We start from the raw sequence: 17878 nt of genomic DNA, 5'->3' as shown, positions 1-17878 counted from the left end.
GCGGCCTGCGCGGGCGCCCGCTCGCGCCGTCCTCGCCGCACGGACGCCGTCCTGGCCGCCGCCCGTACTCCGTCCTCGCCGCACGGGCGCGTGCCGCATCGGTCGCGCACGTGCCGGCCGCCGACGCCCCGGGCGCAGGTCATCGTCTGAGCCGTGCGTTCGTGTGCCGGGTCGGCTCCGCGGCGGCCGGGTCCTGCGGCCACGGATGCTTCGGGTAGCGGCCGCGCAGCTCCGCCCGCACCCCCTTGTACCCGTCGCGCCAGAACGAGGCGAGGTCGGCGGTGACGGCCACCGGCCGCCCGGCCGGGGACAGCAGATGCACCAGCACCGGCGCCCCGGCGAGCGAGGGGGACTCCTGCAGCCCGAACATCTCCTGGAGCTTCACCGCGAGCACCGGTCGCTCCGGATCGGCGTAGTCGACCCGGACCCTGGACCCGCTGGGCACGGCGATCCGCTCCGGGGCCAGCTCGTCCAGCCGGGCCGCCTCACCGGACGCCCAGGGCAGCAACCGGGCCAGCGCCTGCCCCGCGTCGATCCGCGCCAGGTCCGCCCGCCGCCGGGCCCGGCTCAGCTCCGGCTCCAGCCACTCCTCCACGCGCGTGTGCAGCGCCTCGTCGGACACGTCCGGCCAGGGCTCCCCGAGGTGCGCCCGCAGGAACGCCAGCCGCTGCCGCAGCACGACGGCCTCCGCCGACCAGCGCAGCAGCCCGAACCCTTCCTGCCGCAACCCCTCCAGCAACGCCTGCCGTACGGCGCCGGGGTCGGCGTCGGTGAGCGGCCGCGCCGCCAGTTCGATCGCGCCGAGCCGCTCGACCCGCCGCGCGACGACGTCCCCGCCCGCCCAGTGCACCTCCTGCCGTGCGTCGAGCAGCGACCCGGCGGCCGACCGGGCCACGTCCTCGTCGATGGCGACGCCCAGCCGCACGCGCGCGTGCCCCCTGCCCAGAGGCCGGTCGGCGACGGCGACGGCGATCCAGCGGGCGCCGTGCAGAGGCGAGCCGCCGGGCAGCTCGGCACGCGTGCCGGAGGCCATGAGATACGAACCGCCGTCGAGCTTGGCGACACGCTCGGGGAAGGCGAGCGAGGCCACGACACCGGCCGCCTTGTCGTCACCGGTGAGCGCACCGCTGTCGACGCTCACGCCGGCCGGCCGGGACACCTCCCCGACGACGGCCCGCAACCGTCGCACCTCCGTGCGCCACCGCGCGGCGTAGCCGTCACCGCCACGCCGGGCCGTCCGCAGCGCTCCGGCCAGATCGTCCCCGTACTCCCGCGGCGGTTCCTCGGACAGCAGCGCCACCACCTCGGCCCCCGCTCCCTCGGTGTCCAGCAGCGCCCGCCCCAGCCGGGGATGCACGCCGAGCCGGGCCAGCACCCGCCCGCGCTCCGTGGCCCGGCCGGCCGCGTCCACCGCTCCCAGCGCCGCCAGAGCCTCCCGAGCGGCCGCCATCGGCCCGGCCGGCGGTGGGTCCAGCAACGCGAGACCGGACGCGTCGGGATCGCCCCAGCAGGCCACCTGCAGGGCGAACGCCGTCAGGTCGGCCACCTTGATCTCCGGCGACGGGAACCGCGGCAGCCGCCCCTCGTCCGCCTCCGGCCAGCAGCGGTAGACGATCCCCGGCGCTTCACGCCCGGCCCGCCCCGCCCGCTGCCGCCCGGCCGCGTGCGACGCCCGCACCGTCGCCAGCGCGCTCAGCCCGCGCGCGTGATCGACCCGCGGCTCCCGCGCCAGCCCCGAGTCGACGACCACCCGCACCCCGGGCACCGTCAGCGAGGACTCCGCGACCGACGTCGTCAGCACCACCCGGCGCCGCTTCCCGGGCGACAGCACCGCGTCCTGCACCGCGGCCGGCGCCCGCCCGTGCACCTGGAGCACGTCCACCTCGCCGAGGCCACCGAGGAGCCCCGCCACGCGTGCGATCTCGCCGACGCCCGGCAGGAAGCACAGCACGTCCCCCTCCCGCTCGGCGAGCGCCCGCCGTACCACCGACGCCACATGCGCCAGCAGCGCCGGGTCCACCCACGTGCCGTGCGACGGCCGCACCGGACGGGCCGGCGGCGCGTACACGATGCCGACCGGATGCGCGGACCCCTGCGCCTCGACCACCGGCGCCCCGCCGAGCAGCCGCGCCCACTCGGCCCAGTCCGTCGTCGCCGACGCCGCCACCAGCTTCAGCTCCGGGCGCAGTGCCTCCCGCACGTCCCACAGGAACGCGGCGACCGTGTCCGCGTCCAGATGCCGCTCGTGGCACTCGTCCAGCAGCACGACATCGACGCCCGGCAGTTCCTGGTCCCGCTGCAACCGCTGGAGCAGCACACCCGTCGTCACGACCTCCACGCGCGTGTGCCGCCCCACGACCCGCTCTCCGCGCACGGTGTATCCGACGCTCTGCCCGGGTTTCTCGCCCAGCAGCCACGCCATCCGCCGTGCGGCGGCACGCGCCGCCATCCGCCGCGGCTCGGCCACCACGACCCGCCGCTCGGCCCCGCCGTGAAGCAGTCCGGCCAGGGCGAGCGGCACCAGCGTCGTCTTGCCCGTGCCGGGCGGCGCGCCGAGCACGGCGGCACCGTGGCCGTCGAGGGCGTCGTCCAGCGCGGGCAGGGCGCTGCGCACGGGCAGCGCGTCCAGGGCGTCGTAACGGATCACGCATCCAGTTTCTTACGTGCGCGCGAGCACCATCCGGGCCTGTGGACAACTTCCCGCCGGGACCGGCGGGAAGTGTGGCCTCAGTCCCGCTCGCAGACGAAGATCGCCGAGCCAGGGATCAGATGCCCGCGCAGCGGCGACCAGCCGCCCCACTCCGAGGTGTTCCAGTCCGGCCACTCCGGCTCGACCAGGTCCACCAGGCGGAAGCCGGACGTCACCACGTCCCGCACCCGGTCGCCGAGCGTGCGGTGGTGCTCGACGTACACCGCGTTGCCGTCCTCGTCCTGCTCGACGTAGGGCGTGCGGTCGAAGTAGGACGCCGCGACCGTCAGCCCCTCCGGACCCGGCTCGTCGGGGAAGGCCCAGCGGATCGGGTGGGTCACGGAGAAGACGAACCGCCCGCCCGGCCGCAGCACGCGCCGCACCTCCCGCAGCACCAGCCGCGGGTCCGCCACGAACGGCAGCGCCCCGTACGCCGAGCACGCCAGGTCGAAGGAGGCGTCCGCGAAGGGCAGCGCGGCCGCGTCCGCGCACACCAGAGGAAAGGGAGAACCGATCCGCAGCGCGTGCTGGAGCTGGCGGTGGGAGATGTCCAGGGCCACCGGGTGGGCGCCCTGCGCGGCCAGCCAGCGCGCGCACTGGGCCGCGCCGGCGCCGATCTCCAGCACCTGCCGGCCCTTCAGCTCCTCCGGCGGCCCGAGCAGCTCGGCCTCCACCTCGTCCAGGCCCTCGGGCCCCCACACGAAGCGGTCGTCGCCCAGGAAGGTGCCGTGCTCGGTCTGGTACTCGTCGGCGTTGCGGTCCCACCAGCCCCGGTTGGCGCGTGCGCTCTCGGTGACTCCGGCGGCACGCCGCGTGGCCTCCGCCTCGTCCTCGGGCACGGCGGAGGCCGAAGCGGAAGCGGAGGCGGGCTGGACGGATACGGGCTCTTGGATGGTCGGCTCCCTCGTCGTACTCTTCGAAACCGGCCCGTCCCGGGTGGCACGGCAGGGCCCCAAACGGCCCTTGTGGCCTCGCGAGACAGGTTTTGTGCCGGAAATGCGGTGATCTGCCCCGGGTGTGCGGCTTCGCGCATTGACCCTGCCCGGCTGCCCCCGTATGCTACAAGTTGCGCTGCGGGCCTGCGCACCTCAGACGTAGCAGGCTGCGCTCGCATCTGTATGTATGTCCCCTCGGTTCTCGAGGCGCCACGGAGCACCTGGTGCTCGCAGTGTGGCGCTTCCTTGGCTGTCCGGCCTTCTGCAGAGCGAAACGGGCTCCCGGCGTAAGCAGTACCTACGACTCACCGTCCGTACCGGAGCCCTTTCCCACATGACGAGCAGCACCGAGACCACCGCCACCACCCCGCAGGTTGCGGTCAACGACATCGGTAACGAGGAAGCCTTCCTCGCCGCGATCGACGAGACGATCAAGTACTTCAACGACGGCGACATCGTCGACGGCGTCATCGTGAAGGTCGACCGGGACGAGGTCCTGCTCGACATCGGTTACAAGACCGAAGGTGTCATCCCGAGCCGCGAGCTCTCGATCAAGCACGACGTCGACCCGAACGAGGTCGTCAAGGTCGGCGACGAGATCGAAGCCCTTGTTCTCCAGAAGGAGGACAAGGAAGGCCGCCTGATCCTCTCGAAGAAGCGCGCCCAGTACGAGCGCGCCTGGGGCACCATCGAGAAGATCAAGGAAGAGGACGGCATCGTCACCGGTACCGTCATCGAGGTCGTCAAGGGTGGTCTCATCCTCGACATCGGCCTCCGTGGCTTCCTGCCGGCTTCCCTCGTCGAGATGCGCCGTGTCCGCGACCTCCAGCCCTACGTGGGCAAGGAGCTCGAGGCCAAGATCATCGAGCTGGACAAGAACCGCAACAACGTGGTCCTGTCCCGCCGTGCCTGGCTGGAGCAGACCCAGTCCGAGGTCCGCCAGACGTTCCTCACGACCCTCCAGAAGGGTCAGGTCCGTTCCGGCGTCGTCTCCTCGATCGTCAACTTCGGTGCCTTCGTGGACCTGGGTGGCGTCGACGGTCTGGTCCACGTCTCCGAGCTTTCCTGGAAGCACATCGACCACCCCTCCGAGGTCGTCGAGGTCGGCCAGGAGGTCACGGTCGAGGTCCTCGACGTCGACATGGACCGCGAGCGCGTCTCCCTGTCGCTGAAGGCGACCCAGGAAGACCCGTGGCAGCAGTTCGCCCGCACCCACCAGATCGGCCAGGTCGTGCCCGGTAAGGTCACGAAGCTGGTTCCGTTCGGTGCGTTCGTCCGCGTGGACGAGGGCATCGAGGGTCTGGTCCACATCTCCGAGCTGGCCGAGCGCCACGTGGAGATCCCGGAGCAGGTCGTCCAGGTCAACGACGAGATCTTCGTCAAGGTCATCGACATCGACCTCGAGCGTCGCCGCATCAGCCTCTCGCTGAAGCAGGCCAACGAGGCCTTCGGTGCCGACCCGTCGTCGGTCGAGTTCGACCCGACGCTGTACGGCATGGCCGCGTCGTACGACGACCAGGGCAACTACATCTACCCCGAGGGCTTCGACCCCGAGACCAACGACTGGCTCGAGGGCTACGAGACCCAGCGCGAGGCGTGGGAGACCCAGTACGCCGAGGCGCAGCAGCGCTTCGAGCAGCACCAGGCGCAGGTCATCAAGTCCCGCGAGGCGGACGAGAAGGCCGCTGCCGAGGGTGGCGAGGCTGCCGCTCCGGCCGCGACCGGTGGCGGCTCGTACTCCTCCGAGGGTGGCGACACCTCCGGCGCCCTGGCGTCGGACGAGGCGCTGGCGGCTCTGCGCGAGAAGCTGGCCGGAGGCCAGAGCTGATCGCTTGCCGCTGATGCTCAGCCGGTAGCTGAGGGGCCGTACCTTTCGAGGTGCGGCCCCTCAGTCGTGCGCGCCGGCTGTGCCGGGGGGTGTTGTTCAGCGGGGGCGTGTTGTTCGGGGTGCGGGTCGTTCAGGGGGACGGCTCGTGGGGGGGGGTCGCGCAGTTCCCCGCGCCCCTGCGAGGCGTTGCCGGCGCCCGGCGTTTCATGAACCCCGGTTCCGCCTGCGGCGTGATCGCGGGAATGCTCACGCTGCGTTTCTCGTTGTTGTCTACGGACACGAGGAGGAGCGGTCACTGTGCTTGATCCGCAGGGTTTGTACACGTGGGAGCCGAAGGGGCTGGCCGTCGTCGACATGGCGCTCGCCCAGGAGTCGGCCGGACTTGTCATGCTCTACCACTTCGACGGATACATCGACGCGGGGGAGACCGGCGACCAGATCGTCGAGCGGCTCCTCGACTCGCTGCCCCACCAGGTCGTCGCCCGCTTCGACCACGACCGGCTGGTCGACTACCGCGCCCGGCGCCCGCTGCTGACGTTCCGCCGCGACCGCTGGACCGACTACGAGGATCCGGACATCACCGTGCGGATCGTCCAGGACGCCACCGGCGCACCCTTCCTGCTGCTGTCCGGGCCCGAACCGGACGTGGAGTGGGAGCGCTTCGCCGCAGCCGTGCGGCAGATCGTGGAACGGCTCGGAGTCCGGCTGTCGGTGAACTTCCACGGCATCCCCATGGGCGTCCCGCACACCCGCCCGGTCGGCCTCACCCCGCACGGCAACCGCACCGACCTCGTCCCGGGCCACAGCAGCCCGTTCGACGAGGCCCAGGTGCCCGGCAGCGCCGAGGCACTCGTCGAGTACCGGCTGATGGAGGCCGGCCACGACGTCCTCGGTGTCGCCGCCCACGTTCCGCACTACATCGCCCGCTCGCCCTACCCGGACGCGGCACTGACGGTGCTGGAGGCCATCACCGCCGCCACCGGCCTGGTGCTGCCGAGCATCGCGCACGCCCTGCGCAACGACGCCCACCGCACGCAGACCGAGATCGACCGCCAGATCAGAGAGGGCGACGAGGAACTCACCGCCCTGGTCCAGGGGCTCGAGCACCAGTACGACGCCGCCGCCGGCGCGGATACGCGCGGCAACATGCTGGCCGAGCCGGTCGACATCCCGTCGGCGGACGAGATCGGCCGCGAGTTCGAGCGCTTCCTGGCGGAGCGGGAGGGCGACAACTGACCTCCGCCAGTCCCGTTGCCGGTGCCAGGCCCTAAGCTTCCGCTCATGCTGACAGTGGGCCTGACCGGCGGCATCGGTGCCGGCAAGAGCGAGGTGTCGCGGCTGCTCGTCGAGTGCGGGGCCGTGCTGATCGACGCCGACCGTATCGCCCGTGACGTCGTGGAGCCGGGCACGCCCGGCCTCGCGGCGGTCGTCGAGGCCTTCGGGCCCGAGGTGCTCACGCCCGACGGCAGACTCGACCGCCCCAAGCTCGGCTCGATCGTCTTCGCCAACCCCGAGAAGCTGGCCGTGCTGAACGCGATCGTGCACCCGCTGGTCGGCGCCCGCTCCCGCGAGCTGGAACAGGCCGCGGCCGAGGACGCCGTCGTGGTCCACGACGTCCCCCTGCTCACCGAGAACGGTCTGGCCCCGCTGTACGACGTCGTGGTCGTCGTCGACGCGAGCCCGGCCACGCAGCTCGACCGGCTCGTCCGGCTGCGCGGCATGACGGAGGAGGACGCACGCGCCCGCATGGCCGCGCAGGCCTCGCGCGAGAAGCGCCTGGAGATCGCCGACATCGTGATCGACAACGACGTGCCACTGGAGCGGTTGCAAGCGCGAGTGCGGGAGGTATGGGCGGATCTGGCACGCAGAGCGCGGGACCCCCGGTAGCACCCGGGACGGCCACGGGCCACGCGGGCGCTACCGGGGCCCGGGACGGCCACAGGCGACGCGGCCATCGCCCTCGTCGCGGCCTGCCACCGCTGGAATAGGGGTACTCGGTCGGGGCGTTGAAGCCCTCGAGTGAGGGAAGGAATGTTCCGTGCCCCAGACCAGCGGTTCTACCGGAGGGACTCCGGAGACGCACGTCATCGATTTCCGTGCCGCTGAGCAGCTGCTCGCCGCCCGCGATCCGCGGGGCGCGGTGAAGCTGCTCGACGGAGTGATCGCCGCTCACCCGGAGAACACCGCCGCACGGCTGCTGCGTGCCCGCGCCTTCTTCGCCGCCGCGCAACTGCGTCCCGCCGAGCTGGAGTTCACGATCGTCCTGGAGCGGGAACCGGACAACGCCTACGTCCACTACGCGCTCGCCCGCACCTACGAGCGCCAGGGCCGCGACGGTCAGGCCCGACGGCACTTCCGGCTGGCGGCCGCGCTCGACCCGAACCCGCAGTACCTCAAGGCGGCGCGCTTCGACCTGTGAGGCGCCCCCGGCTCATGGCCGGCGGTGTTCCGGTGGCCGGTAGGGCGGGACGTCGGGGCCCGGCTGGAAGTGCGGGCCCTGCCGGATGTGCCGCAGGATCACCGCCATGTCGACGGTGACGACCAGCCACAGCACACCGAACGCGGCCGCCCAGCCGGGCTGCCCGGCGAGCGCGAACCCGACCGTGCCCGCGATCGCCCAGATCAGACCGAACACGCTCAGCCAGAAGCGCATCCGCAGCGCACTGCGTGCTGTCGTCGGCTCACTGCCTGTACGCATGGCCATCACCACTCCTGCTTGCAACGTACTCCGGGCGAGGACGTTCCCCAAGCGGCCTTGCTTCGACTGCCGAAGGAAGGGTCTTCGCTCGAACAGGTGAATGACGGGAGTGGGGGAACGGCCGTGCTGGAGCGGGCCGTTCAAGGGGCATGGAGCTGAGGAAACGAGCAGGACACCCCGACGATCCAGCGGATTGCGCTGCGGCCGCTGACTTTCGGGCCTCGGCCAGGTCTATCCCGGTGACATCACACGGCACGCGAACCCAGGAGACCCTCATGTCCGAGACCACCGCTCCCGCCGGCTCACTCCCCACCGCGGCGACCTCCGGCACCGCGTCGAACTCCACGGCCAGGCGGGGCAGGTACGCCCGGATCGCCCTGCGGAGCGTTCAGGTGCTGCTCGCGTTGTTCTACGCCCTGGCCAGTGCCCTTCCGAAGCTGATCGCGCACCCCACGGCGGTGGAGTCCTTCGACCGGATCGGATGGGGCAGCGCAGGCATGTACGCCATCGGCCTGCTGGAGCTGGCGGGGGCCATAGCCCTGCTGGTCCCGGTGCTGCAGTCGGTCGCCGCGGTGTCCTTGAGCGCACTGATGGTGGGCGCGTTCATCGTCCAGATGACCGTCTTCGACGGTCAGAACGCGGCCACCCCGCTGATCCTCATGGTGCCGCTCGTCCTCATAGCCTGGGCCCGCCGCAAGCACAACGCCGATCTGGCGGCGATGCTGCGCCGCCGGGCGTGAGATGCGGCCCCGGGACGGCAAGGGCCCCGAGACGGCAGGTGTCACCGGTGGCCGGATCCTCTGCGACTGCCCCCGCCGGAGTCCTGGCCCGGGCCCGGGCCCGGGCCAGGACCGCCGAGGCTCGGCAGGCCGCGCAGGGCCCGCAAGCGTTCGAGTTCGCGGCGGTCGCGCTTGGTGGGGCGGCCCGCGCCGCGGTCGCGGATGCCGGCGGGGGCGACGGCCTCGCGGGGCGGGGGCGGCGGGCTGTTGTCGATGTAGCACTGGACGGCCACGGGCGCTCCGACCCGCTTGCGGATCAGGCGCCTGACGACCACGACACGCTCCCGGTTCTCGCTGCGCAGTCGCACCTCGTCGCCGACGCGCACGTTGTACGCCGGCTTCACGCGCTCGCCGTTCACCCGCACATGGCCGCCCCGGCAGGCGGCGGCGCCGAGCGAACGGGTCTTGATCAGACGTACGGCCCAGATCCAGCTGTCGATCCGTACGGACTCCCCGGGAGCAGGCGCGGCAGCCTCGGCGGCGGCGATGGCAGCGGCGATCTTCGGGTCGGGGGTCGTGGGGTCGGGGGTCTCCTGCGCGGCGGAGGTCGCCGGGCCGGCCGGCTCCCGCGCGGCCGCGGTCGACGGGTCGGCGGGCTCCCGCGTGGCGGCGGGGGCGTCCGCCACCGGTGCGGCGACCGACGGTTCCGCGTCCGGGCCCGTGGTGTCCGTCGTCTGGTGGTCCGCACCTTCAGCAACCATGTTCTCGACCTTAACTCCGCGCCGGGGGTGCGCCCCACGGGTTTCCCGGGCCCCGGCATACCGTGGGTGTCATGACCCCGAGCGCACCCTCCGGCCTCCCCGACCTGGACCAGCGGATCGCAGGCTGCCGGGCCTGCCCACGGCTTGTCGCCTGGCGGGAGGAGGTGGCGCGGACCAAGCGGGCCGCCTTCGCCGACTGGACGTACTGGGGGCGACCCGTGCCGGGGTTCGGACCGGCCGATGCGCGGCTGCTGATCGTGGGGCTCGCGCCCGCCGCGCACGGCGGCAACCGGACCGGGCGGATGTTCACCGGGGACCGCTCAGGTGACGTGCTCTACCAAGCGCTCTACGACGTGGGGCTGGCCTCGCAGCCGACGGCGGTCAGCGCGGACGACGAGCTGGAACTGTACGGCGTGCGGGTCACCTCGCCGGTGCACTGCGCCCCGCCGGCGAACAAGCCGACGCCGCAGGAGCGGGACACCTGCCGGCCCTGGCTGGTGCAGGAGCTGACGCTGCTGCGGCCGACGCTGCGGGCGGTGGTGGTGCTGGGAGCGTTCGGCTGGCAGGCGGCGCTGCCCGCGTTCACCGAGGCCGGCTGGGCGGTACCCCGCCCGCGGCCGGCCTTCGCCCACGGCGCCCGACTGACACTGGACGGCGGGGACCTAGGGGGCGACGGGAGCGGAGAGGGCAGCAGGGACGGCAGGGCCCCGCTCCAGCTCTTCGGCTGCTTCCACGTCAGTCAGCGCAACACCTTCACCGGGCGGCTCACCCCCGAGATGCTGCGGGACGTCCTGCGCACGGCGGCGGAGGCAGCCGGGTTGCCGCACACCGGGTGATCCACGCGGTGTGGCGGGTCGACGCCGCTCAGCCGCTGGGCTCGCCCCCGAACAGGTCCTGCACCGTGGAGCGGTAGCTGGCGACGCGGACGTAGGCCCAGGTGTGCTCGCGGGCGCGTTCCGGTTCGCCGGAGGCGATGGCCTCGTGCAACTCGCGGTCCGCACCCCCAGCGCCGCACCCCCTCGTCGCAGGGCGGCCGCACGCGTCTTTATTGCCGGGCGCCCCCGGTGCAACCCGCGTACGCTGCGGCCGACCCGGATCCGTCGTCCCGCTGGAGCCGCAGCCGTGTCGTCCGTCTCCGACCAGGCCTTCCTCGACCGCACCGCCGACCGCCTCGCCGCCCTCCCCACCGTCCGCGCGGTCGCCCTCGGCGGCTCACGGGCCCAGGGCACGCACCGCCCCGACAGCGACTGGGACCTGGCCGTCTACTACCGCGGCCCCTTCGACCCCGCCGACCTGCGCGCCCTCGGCTGGGAGGGCGAGGTGTCGGACGTCGGCGGCTGGGGTGGCGGCGTCTTCAACGGCGGCGCGTGGCTGACCGTGGAGGGCCGCCGAGTCGACGTCCACTACCGCGATCTGGAGGTCGTCGAGCACGAACTGGCCGAGGCGGAACAGGGCCGCTTCCGCGTCGAGCCGCTCCTCTTCCACCTCGCCGGCATCCCCACCTACCTGGTCGTCGCGGAGCTGGCCGTCAACCAGGTGCTGCGCGGCGAGATGCCGAAGCCGGCCGCCTACCCGGAGCCGCTGCGGCACACCGCGCGCGAGCACTGGCTCGGCTGCGCCCGCCTCACCCTGGCGTACGCCCGGGACAACCACGCCCCGGCCGGGCGCCTGACGGAGGTGGCCGGGGCCGTCGCGACGGCCGCGGTCCAAGCCGGGCACGCGGTGATGGCCGCGCGCGGCGAGTGGGTCACCAATGAGAAGCGGCTGCTGGAGCGGGCGGGACTGCGCGGGGCCGACGGCCTCCTGACGGGCCTCGTACCGGAACCGGGCCCCCTGGCCGCAGCCGTCGCCGCCGCGGAGGCTCTTTACCTGGGCGCCCTGCGCTGACCGGATGGGGAGCTCCGACGGGCGCCTGCGCTGACCGGGCGGAACCTCCGACGGGGCGCCCCTGCGCGGATCAGGCGGGAGCACTCCGACGGGGCCCCCTGCCGGACCAGGCGGGAGCACTCCGACGGGGCGCCTTGCACTGAACCGGCGGGGACGGCCGACGCCACGGCCCTGTGCTGATGCGGCCCCCGCGCCGGCGGGGACGGCCGACGCCATGGCCCTGTGCTGATCCGGCCCCGCGGGTTCCGGCCGCCCGAACTGTCACATGGGTGAAACACGGCTGTCCCCTCTCCTCCAAGAACCCGCTCTACGGTGGGTACACACCCACCCGGCCACCGTCGCCCGAAGGCACACCCCGCCCTCGTCCGAAAAGGAGCCCCGTGTTCCGCCGCACCACCCCCGCGCTTCCGCCCTGGCTCGCCCACGCCCTGCGCGCCCAGCGGGGTCCGTTGCCCTGGAGCGCGGTCACGCGGGGAGCGCTGGCCGCCGGACCGCTGCTGCTCGGTGCGCTCGCCGCCCACCGTGCGTCGCTCGGTGTCGTCGCCGCCCTCGCTGCCATGTTCGCCGGGATCAACGACCGCCCCGGCAGCCGCAGGGCCTCGGTCCAGCGCATCGGGGCGCCCGCGCTCGCGGGGGCCGCCGGGCTGGTCGCCGGGACGTACGCCGGGCAGTACGCCGGCCCCGTCCTGCTCACCGCCGCGCTCACCGTCCTCGGGCTGGTCGTCGGCGGGGCCAGTGCGGTCGGGCCGGTCGCGTCAGCGGCGGGAACCCAGCTCCTGGTCGCGTCGGCCGTAGGGGCCGGGATGCCGTCGCCGGAGAGCGGATGGCTGCGAGCGCTCGGCTTCCTCGCCGGGGCCGGCTGGCTGCTGGCACTGCGGCTCGCGCTGCCCACGCCCGGATCCCTCACCGGCGACCCCCGATCGGCCCTCCGCCCGGCCTCCCGCCCCGGCCTGCGGTCGGCCCTGCGGCCCGCTTCCCGCATCGACCCCGGACCCGGCCTCCGATCGGCCCTGCGGCCCGCCTCCCGCCTCAACCCCCGACCAGGCCTCCGGTCCACCCTCCGGCTCGATTCCCGCTGCGATTCCCGGTTCGCCTCCCGCTTCGCCTCCCGCTTCGACTTCCGGTTCGACGGGGAGCGGGACGCCGTCGCCGGCGTCTACGACGCGATCGCCGCGCTGCTCGACGCGGTCGGTGGGCCGCTCGCCACCGCCCGGCGGGCCGCCCTCACCGCCGCTCTCGACCATGCCCAGGACTGTCTGTCCGGGCCCCGGCTGCGGCGGTACGCCTCCTGCGCCGCCGAGCGGCGGCTGCACGCGCAGTACGCCGCCGCCCTGCCGCTCGCCGAGGCCGCGACCGCGCTCGCCTGGGCCGGGGAGCCCCTCGGGGCGCGGGCCGGTGCGGGGCCGCGCCGGCTCGCCGCCGCGGTACGGGACAACGCCCCCACCGGACCGCTGCCCGCACCGAGCCGGGCGGAACCCGCGCTGCGGGCCCTCGACGACGCGTTGCTGCAGGCCGCCGAGGTGTTCGACCGCGGACACGGCACCACACTGCACCAGCGGCGGCGGACGGCACGGCAGCTCCTGCGGACCGCCTTCGGCACCGGCGGGCGCGAATACGGGCTGCGGGTCGCGGTCTGCTTCGGCGCCGCGTCGGCCGTGGCGCAGGCGTTGCACCACGCGCACTGGTACGGGCGGCACAGCCACTGGTACTGGCTGCCCGCCACCGCCGTCTTCCTGGTCAAGCCCGATCTCGGGCCGCTGGCGTCGCGGGTGCTGTGCCGGGCCGCCGGGACCGTGCTCGGGGCCGTGGTCTTCGCCGCGCTCGCCGTCCTCCTGCCCCGGCCGGCCGGACTTGTCGTCCTCGTCGCCGTGTGCGGCGCGCTCGTGCCCGTCGCCACCCGGCACTTCGCCGCGCAGACCGCCGTCGTCACCGTCCTGGTGCTGGCCCTGGTGATGGTGGGCGGCGAGCCGCAGGCGTCCCTGAGCCGGATCGGGGAGACGCTGCTGGCCTGTGTCATCGTCCTGATCGTCGGCCATCTGCCGATGCCCGGGAAGCGGGGCGGGGCGGTGCGCGACCGGCTCGCCGTGGCGGCCGGCGCCGCGGACGCCTACCTCACGCACGTCCTCACCGACCCCGGCTCCCGCGCCGCCCGCTGGACCCTGCGCCGAGAGGCCTACCGCACCCTGGCCGAGGCCCGCACCGCCAGCGCCCTCGCCGCCGCCGAACTGCCCCCGCTGGCCCGGCGCACGGCGGGTACCGGTGAGGTCGCCGCCGTCCTCGAACGCCTCGTCGACACCACCACCGCCTGCGCGGTCCACCTCGACGACACCGGTCGCCTCAGCCCGCGGCACGAGCGCCGGCTCGCCGAACTCCTCGGCGAACTCGACGAACTGAGCCTGCGCGACGAACTCGACCGGCGCACGGCCGCTCGCCCGGCTCCGGAAATTCCTCTCCCGCACCGATGAGTTCCGCGCCGGCCGCCGGTCACCTCCTGGGAACGGACCGTTGCACAGGAGGGCTCATGTCGCTTCCGGAGGTCGTCTCGCGCGAGCAGTGGCGCGCGGCGCGCGAGGAACTGCTGGTCAAGGAGAAGGCGGTCACGCGCGCGCGGGAAGCGCTGAGCGCGGAGCGGCGCCGGCTGCCGATGGTGGAGATCGACAAGGAGTACGTCTTCGAGGGTGGCGACGGCAAGGCGACCCTGCTCGACCTCTTCGAGGGACGCGACCAACTCGTCGTCTACCACTTCATGTTCGCGCCGGAGTGGAAAGGCGGCTCCCGGCACTGCTCCGCATTTATGGACCAAGTGGGGCAACTTGCCCATCTCCATGCCAGGGGCACGTCGTTCGCGGCGGTGTCGCGGGCGCCGTTCACCCGGATCCTGCCGTTCAAGGCGCGGATGGGGTGGACCGTGCCCTGGTACTCATCGTGCGAGACGGACTTCAACCACGACTTCGAGGTGACCCTGGAGCAGGGTGACGGCTCGCTCGCCGAGCGGCCGGGGCTCAGCTGCTTCCTGCGGGAGCGCGACCGGGTCTTCCATACCTATTCGGCGTACGAGGGCGCGCTCGACGGCATCGGCTCGACCGGCAGTCTGCTGGACCTCACGGCGCTCGGCCGGCAGGAGAAGAGGGCGCCCGTGCGCTATCACGATGAGTACGAGAACTGACACGGGTTGTACCGGACGCGTGCGTTCCGTGCACGGAATCTCACGGTCCGCGGTGAACTTGTGTCACCTACGTCTCAGTCGGGTGACTGAGCGAGCCGTAAGGCCTCCGCAGGGCGTTAACTCCTACACGGACAACGCTTCATGGAGGTGCGAGATGGTGAACGGGCGAATGGTGCTCGAACGCTTTCCCGCAGGTGGGCCGCGCGGATCATGGCCCGCGGAGGAGTTCGCGCACGCGCGGCGACAGGAGGGTCTGGCCGCTGAGGTTGTCATGGACCTCGCGACCGACACGTTCCTCGTGATCGTCCGGAGCGCGAACGCCATGGAGTGACGACCCCGCCGTATGGCATGGCTCAGCCCGCCGCCGTATCGCTCGGGGCGGGCACCGCCGTCCCACCGGTCCGCGGGGGCTCGGCTGCCGGCGTTCCCGGCACCTTCATCGTGAACGGCTCCGCCTCGAGCGCGTACAGCTCCGCGTACACCCCGCCCTTGGCCGGCAGCTCCTGCGGAGTGCCCTCTCCACCAGGCGCCCCTGGTCCAGGACGTGCACCCAGGTCCGCGTGGCGCACCGACGCCGGCCGGTGTGTGGCTTGCCGCGGTGACCGATCCGGGTTCTGTGGAGGACGAGCCGCCGGCGTTACGCGCTGACCGGGCGCGACCAGGTGGGCACCGTGCCCGTCAGGCGGCACACCGCCAGGTAGAGCGGGATCGGCGGGGTGTACGGAACAGTGCCGTCCGGCCGGTGGATGAGGCCGGGAGTGTGCGGGGCGCCGGAGTCGGGCAGGACCGCGCCGGTGGCGTACTGGGCCGGGGCGGGCCACTCCACGGCGTAGTCGGAATCGGACGGGACGATCCACCACCAGCGCGCCTCGTCGGCGTACACGCACCCGACGCGCGGCAGGCGGGGCAGGAGCAGCGGGCCGAAGCGCGCCGGGACGGCCACCGCGTCGCAGCCGAGCGGGGCGGTCATGCCCTCCGGCACGGGGAGCCGGCGTGGTGCGGCGGGCGGGTGCAGACGGCGGGCGAGCTGGACGAGCGTGTTCATGGTCAGTAGCCGGCCGTTGCCTGATGCGGCGCTCACGGCCTCCCCCTCTCGCGGCTGTCCGGCTCGGCCACCCGCGGGCCGTCCGGTGTGCGGCTCAGCTGCCCGGCGCCGGTCTTCTCCTCGTCGCCGTCGCCGCCCTCCCCGGAGCCGGCCGGGCCCGGCTTGGGACGGGTGCCCCAGCCCAGGTCGTTGCACGGCTCCCACGGGGTGCCCGGCGTGTCGGCCCGGCGGGGCACCTCGGCCCACACCAGCAGTCCGGGGCCGTGCTCCTGGGCTCCCCAGGCCCGGCACACGGCGTCGACCAGCAGCAGTCCCCGCCCGTGCTCCGCCTCGCCCCGCTGCGGGGCCGCAAGCGGATCGCCGGGCGCGCAGCCCTCGTCGCGCACGGCTATGCGCACGGTGTCGTCGTGGTCGTGCAGCTCGCACACGACACGGCTGCTCGCCGTGTGCACGATGGCGTTGGTGACCAGCTCGGATATGACCAGTTCCGCGGTGTCGCAAGCGTCCTCGCCCACCGACCAGCCGGTCAGCCGCGCCCGCGTCAGATGTCTGGCCCGCGCCGGGGAGCCCGGGTGCGCGGCCAGCTCGAACCGGAACCGGCGCTCGGCGGCGTTCCCCGTGGGGTTCGCTCCCGCGGCGGCACCGAGACCGATCGGGTCTGCGGCGTCTGTTCCTAAGGGCGCGGACGGAATCACGCTTGCCACTATCGCCCCGCCCGGAACACTTGGCAAGGGTCACTCTGAAAATTGCAGAGTGCCGTGTGCTGACTGGACAGGTCGTGGCACACTGCTCGCGTCAGCACGTCGAGCGGCGCCAATTCGGATCGCCGGAGGTCTGCCCGGGCCTTCGAATGGATCTTCGAATGGCGCCGCAGGGCTGTCGGCATGCCTTTCGTCGATCAGTGGCTTTCCTGGAGGTGGAGCGTGAGCGAGCCGCGGTCCGCGCCGACCGTGGGTCAGGTGGTCCTCGGCCGGCGCCTGCTGGACCTGCGGGAACGCGCCGGGCTCAAGCGCGAGGAAGCCGCCCGTATCCTCCGTGTCGCCCCCGCCACCATCCGCCGCATGGAGACCGCCGAGGTCGCCCTGAAGATCCCGTATCTCCAGCTCCTGCTGAAGGCGTACGGCGTCGACGACGGCGAGGCCGAGGCCTTCGTGCAGCTCGCCGAGGACGCCAACCGGCCCGGCTGGTGGCAGCGCTTCCACGACATCCTGCCCGGCTGGTTCTCGCTGCACGTCAGCCTGGAGGGCGCGGCGTCGCTGATCCGCCAGTACGAGCCGCACTTCGTGCCTGGCCTGCTGCAGACGGAGGACTACGCGCGCGGTGTGCTGCGCTCGGGTGCCATCGGCCAGACCCGGCCCGAGGACATCGAGCGGCACGTCGCCCTGCGCATGCAACGCCAGCAACTGCTCACCCGTGAGGACGCCCCCCGGCTGTGGGTCGTCATGGACGAGACCGCCCTGCGCCGCCCGGTCGGCGGCCCGGACGTGATGCGCGCGCAGATCGACAGGCTGCTCGAGGCCACGAAGCTGCCCCAGGTGACGCTGCAGGTCGCCGAGTTCTCCGCCGGCCCGCACCCTGGCACGTACGGGCCGTTCGTGCTCTTCCGATTCGCCATGCCGGAACTCCCGGACATGGTCTACAGCGAGTACCTGACCGGCGCGGTCTATCTCGACGCGCGCCCCGAGGTGGCCACCCATCTCGAGGTCATGGACCGCATGGCGGCACATGCCGCGACTGCACAACGCACGAAGGAGATCCTCCAGGATCTCCGCAAGGAGCTGTGAATGGATCACACCACTTCCCCGTCCCGCCCGCGGGCCCGCGCCGAGGGGATCTACAACGGCATGCCCGCGCGGGAGCTGGGCAGTGAGGGCTGGCACAAGCCCTGGAGCGGTGGCAACGGGGGCAACTGCCTGGAGGCGATGAAGCTCGCCGACGGACGGATCGCCGTCCGCCAGTCCACCGACCCCGACGGGCCGGCCCTGATCTACACCTCCGACGAGATGACCGCGTTCATCGAGGGCGCGAAGGCGGGGGCGGCGGACTTCCTGCTGTCCTGAACGTCTGTGTTGTTTTTTCCTCCCCCTTCCTGATCCTGGTACGAGATCTTGTCAGGAGATCTTGGTAGGAGCTTGATCACTTACTGCTTC

The 17878-nt window shown here is 73.1% G+C and carries 19 protein-coding genes; 12 read left to right on the top strand and 7 right to left on the bottom strand.

Annotated elements, in window-relative coordinates:
• Positions 1 to 139: 139 nt before the first annotated feature.
• Together hrpB and AC0B9F_RS00660 are read right to left on the bottom strand one after the other, a co-directional pair.
• On the bottom strand, positions 140 to 2647 hold the full coding sequence (gene hrpB, locus AC0B9F_RS00665; RefSeq protein ID WP_471998011.1) for an ATP-dependent helicase HrpB: 2508 nt from the start codon (positions 2645 to 2647) through the stop codon (positions 140 to 142).
• 80 nt (positions 2648 to 2727) lie between these two features.
• A complete protein-coding gene (locus tag AC0B9F_RS00660; RefSeq protein WP_471998010.1) occupies positions 2728 to 3645 on the bottom strand; it encodes a class I SAM-dependent methyltransferase in 918 nt (305 codons plus the stop codon).
• A 313-nt stretch (positions 3646 to 3958) separates the two neighbouring features.
• Here AC0B9F_RS00660 and rpsA point away from each other — a divergent pair, with 313 nt between their 5' ends.
• From rpsA to AC0B9F_RS00640, 4 genes are all read left to right on the top strand, one after another.
• Positions 3959 to 5452 carry a 30S ribosomal protein S1 gene (gene rpsA, locus AC0B9F_RS00655; RefSeq protein ID WP_471998009.1) on the top strand — a complete coding sequence of 498 codons (1494 nt, stop codon included), beginning with the start codon at positions 3959 to 3961 and terminating at the stop codon, positions 5450 to 5452.
• 297 nt (positions 5453 to 5749) lie between these two features.
• Positions 5750 to 6688 carry a PAC2 family protein gene (locus tag AC0B9F_RS00650; RefSeq protein ID WP_471998007.1) on the top strand — a complete coding sequence of 313 codons (939 nt, stop codon included), beginning with the start codon at positions 5750 to 5752 and terminating at the stop codon, positions 6686 to 6688.
• A gap of 45 nt (positions 6689 to 6733) precedes the next feature.
• Complete coding sequence (gene coaE, locus AC0B9F_RS00645) at positions 6734 to 7339, top strand: dephospho-CoA kinase (protein ID WP_471998006.1); 606 nt, start codon at positions 6734 to 6736, stop codon at positions 7337 to 7339.
• Between the two features lie 151 nt (positions 7340 to 7490).
• On the top strand, positions 7491 to 7871 hold the full coding sequence (locus AC0B9F_RS00640; protein WP_471998005.1) for a tetratricopeptide repeat protein: 381 nt from the start codon (positions 7491 to 7493) through the stop codon (positions 7869 to 7871).
• A gap of 12 nt (positions 7872 to 7883) precedes the next feature.
• Here AC0B9F_RS00640 and AC0B9F_RS00635 read toward each other — a convergent pair whose 3' ends face one another.
• Positions 7884 to 8150 carry a DUF6343 family protein gene (locus AC0B9F_RS00635; RefSeq protein WP_471998971.1) on the bottom strand — a complete coding sequence of 89 codons (267 nt, stop codon included), beginning with the start codon at positions 8148 to 8150 and terminating at the stop codon, positions 7884 to 7886.
• A 275-nt stretch (positions 8151 to 8425) separates the two neighbouring features.
• Here AC0B9F_RS00635 and AC0B9F_RS00630 point away from each other — a divergent pair, with 275 nt between their 5' ends.
• On the top strand, positions 8426 to 8890 hold the full coding sequence (locus AC0B9F_RS00630; RefSeq protein WP_471998003.1) for a DoxX family protein: 465 nt from the start codon (positions 8426 to 8428) through the stop codon (positions 8888 to 8890).
• Positions 8891 to 8931: 41 nt separating this feature from the next.
• On the opposite strand, the gene AC0B9F_RS00625 is transcribed toward AC0B9F_RS00630, so the two are convergent.
• Positions 8932 to 9630, bottom strand: coding sequence for an RNA-binding S4 domain-containing protein (locus tag AC0B9F_RS00625; protein ID WP_471998001.1), 699 nt, complete (start codon positions 9628 to 9630; stop codon positions 8932 to 8934).
• Between the two features lie 71 nt (positions 9631 to 9701).
• Here AC0B9F_RS00625 and AC0B9F_RS00620 point away from each other — a divergent pair, with 71 nt between their 5' ends.
• Positions 9702 to 10466, top strand: coding sequence for a uracil-DNA glycosylase (locus AC0B9F_RS00620; RefSeq protein WP_471997999.1), 765 nt, complete (start codon positions 9702 to 9704; stop codon positions 10464 to 10466).
• Positions 10467 to 10494: 28 nt separating this feature from the next.
• Here the strand turns inward: AC0B9F_RS00620 and AC0B9F_RS00615 are convergent, their stop codons facing one another.
• Complete coding sequence (locus AC0B9F_RS00615; RefSeq protein WP_471997998.1) at positions 10495 to 10617, bottom strand: hypothetical protein; 123 nt, start codon at positions 10615 to 10617, stop codon at positions 10495 to 10497.
• A gap of 135 nt (positions 10618 to 10752) precedes the next feature.
• On the opposite strand from AC0B9F_RS00615, the gene AC0B9F_RS00610 reads away from it, so the two are divergent.
• The 4 genes from AC0B9F_RS00610 to AC0B9F_RS00595 all read left to right on the top strand — a co-directional run bounded on the left by AC0B9F_RS00610 (position 10753) and on the right by AC0B9F_RS00595 (position 15014).
• Positions 10753 to 11517 (top strand): nucleotidyltransferase domain-containing protein, encoded by a 765-nt coding sequence (locus tag AC0B9F_RS00610; protein ID WP_471997996.1) that lies wholly within the window; start codon positions 10753 to 10755, stop codon positions 11515 to 11517.
• 380 nt (positions 11518 to 11897) lie between these two features.
• Complete coding sequence (locus AC0B9F_RS00605; protein WP_471997994.1) at positions 11898 to 13982, top strand: FUSC family protein; 2085 nt, start codon at positions 11898 to 11900, stop codon at positions 13980 to 13982.
• Positions 13983 to 14038: 56 nt separating this feature from the next.
• Positions 14039 to 14683, top strand: a complete 645-nt coding sequence (locus tag AC0B9F_RS00600; protein WP_471997993.1) for a DUF899 domain-containing protein — start codon at positions 14039 to 14041, stop codon at positions 14681 to 14683.
• Between the two features lie 169 nt (positions 14684 to 14852).
• On the top strand, positions 14853 to 15014 hold the full coding sequence (locus AC0B9F_RS00595; protein ID WP_471999016.1) for a hypothetical protein: 162 nt from the start codon (positions 14853 to 14855) through the stop codon (positions 15012 to 15014).
• 306 nt (positions 15015 to 15320) lie between these two features.
• Here AC0B9F_RS00595 and AC0B9F_RS00590 read toward each other — a convergent pair whose 3' ends face one another.
• Together AC0B9F_RS00590 and AC0B9F_RS00585 are read right to left on the bottom strand one after the other, a co-directional pair.
• Positions 15321 to 15728, bottom strand: coding sequence for a hypothetical protein (locus AC0B9F_RS00590; RefSeq protein WP_471998970.1), 408 nt, complete (start codon positions 15726 to 15728; stop codon positions 15321 to 15323).
• 32 nt (positions 15729 to 15760) lie between these two features.
• Positions 15761 to 16432, bottom strand: a complete 672-nt coding sequence (locus AC0B9F_RS00585; RefSeq protein ID WP_471997992.1) for an ATP-binding protein — start codon at positions 16430 to 16432, stop codon at positions 15761 to 15763.
• Positions 16433 to 16651: 219 nt separating this feature from the next.
• Between AC0B9F_RS00585 and AC0B9F_RS00580 the strand changes: the two genes are divergently transcribed.
• Complete coding sequence (locus AC0B9F_RS00580; protein WP_471997990.1) at positions 16652 to 17512, top strand: helix-turn-helix domain-containing protein; 861 nt, start codon at positions 16652 to 16654, stop codon at positions 17510 to 17512.
• Entirely contained in the window at positions 17513 to 17788 is a 276-nt protein-coding gene (locus AC0B9F_RS00575; protein WP_471997989.1) for a DUF397 domain-containing protein, read from the top strand. It abuts the gene before it with no gap.
• Positions 17789 to 17878: the final 90 nt, after the last annotated feature.

This window comes from Streptomyces sp. NPDC097129 (genome assembly GCF_055668065.1).
This window is presented reverse-complemented; position numbering and strand designations above follow the sequence as displayed.

Excerpts from the sequence above, each read along its gene's own strand:
- AC0B9F_RS00600 (WP_471997993.1), top strand. The coding sequence starts at position 14,039 with ATGTCGCTTCCGGAGGTCGTCTCGCGCGAGCAGTGGCGCGCGGCGCGC.
- AC0B9F_RS00620 (WP_471997999.1), top strand. The coding sequence starts at position 9,702 with ATGACCCCGAGCGCACCCTCCGGCCTCCCCGACCTGGACCAGCGGATC.
- AC0B9F_RS00625 (WP_471998001.1), bottom strand. The coding sequence starts at position 9,630 with ATGGTTGCTGAAGGTGCGGACCACCAGACGACGGACACCACGGGCCCG.
- rpsA (WP_471998009.1), top strand. The coding sequence starts at position 3,959 with ATGACGAGCAGCACCGAGACCACCGCCACCACCCCGCAGGTTGCGGTC.
- AC0B9F_RS00590 (WP_471998970.1), bottom strand. The coding sequence starts at position 15,728 with ATGAACACGCTCGTCCAGCTCGCCCGCCGTCTGCACCCGCCCGCCGCA.
- AC0B9F_RS00595 (WP_471999016.1), top strand. The coding sequence starts at position 14,853 with ATGGTGCTCGAACGCTTTCCCGCAGGTGGGCCGCGCGGATCATGGCCC.
- AC0B9F_RS00630 (WP_471998003.1), top strand. The coding sequence starts at position 8,426 with ATGTCCGAGACCACCGCTCCCGCCGGCTCACTCCCCACCGCGGCGACC.
- AC0B9F_RS00635 (WP_471998971.1), bottom strand. The coding sequence starts at position 8,150 with ATGCGTACAGGCAGTGAGCCGACGACAGCACGCAGTGCGCTGCGGATG.
- coaE (WP_471998006.1), top strand. The coding sequence starts at position 6,734 with ATGCTGACAGTGGGCCTGACCGGCGGCATCGGTGCCGGCAAGAGCGAG.
- AC0B9F_RS00575 (WP_471997989.1), top strand. The coding sequence starts at position 17,513 with ATGGATCACACCACTTCCCCGTCCCGCCCGCGGGCCCGCGCCGAGGGG.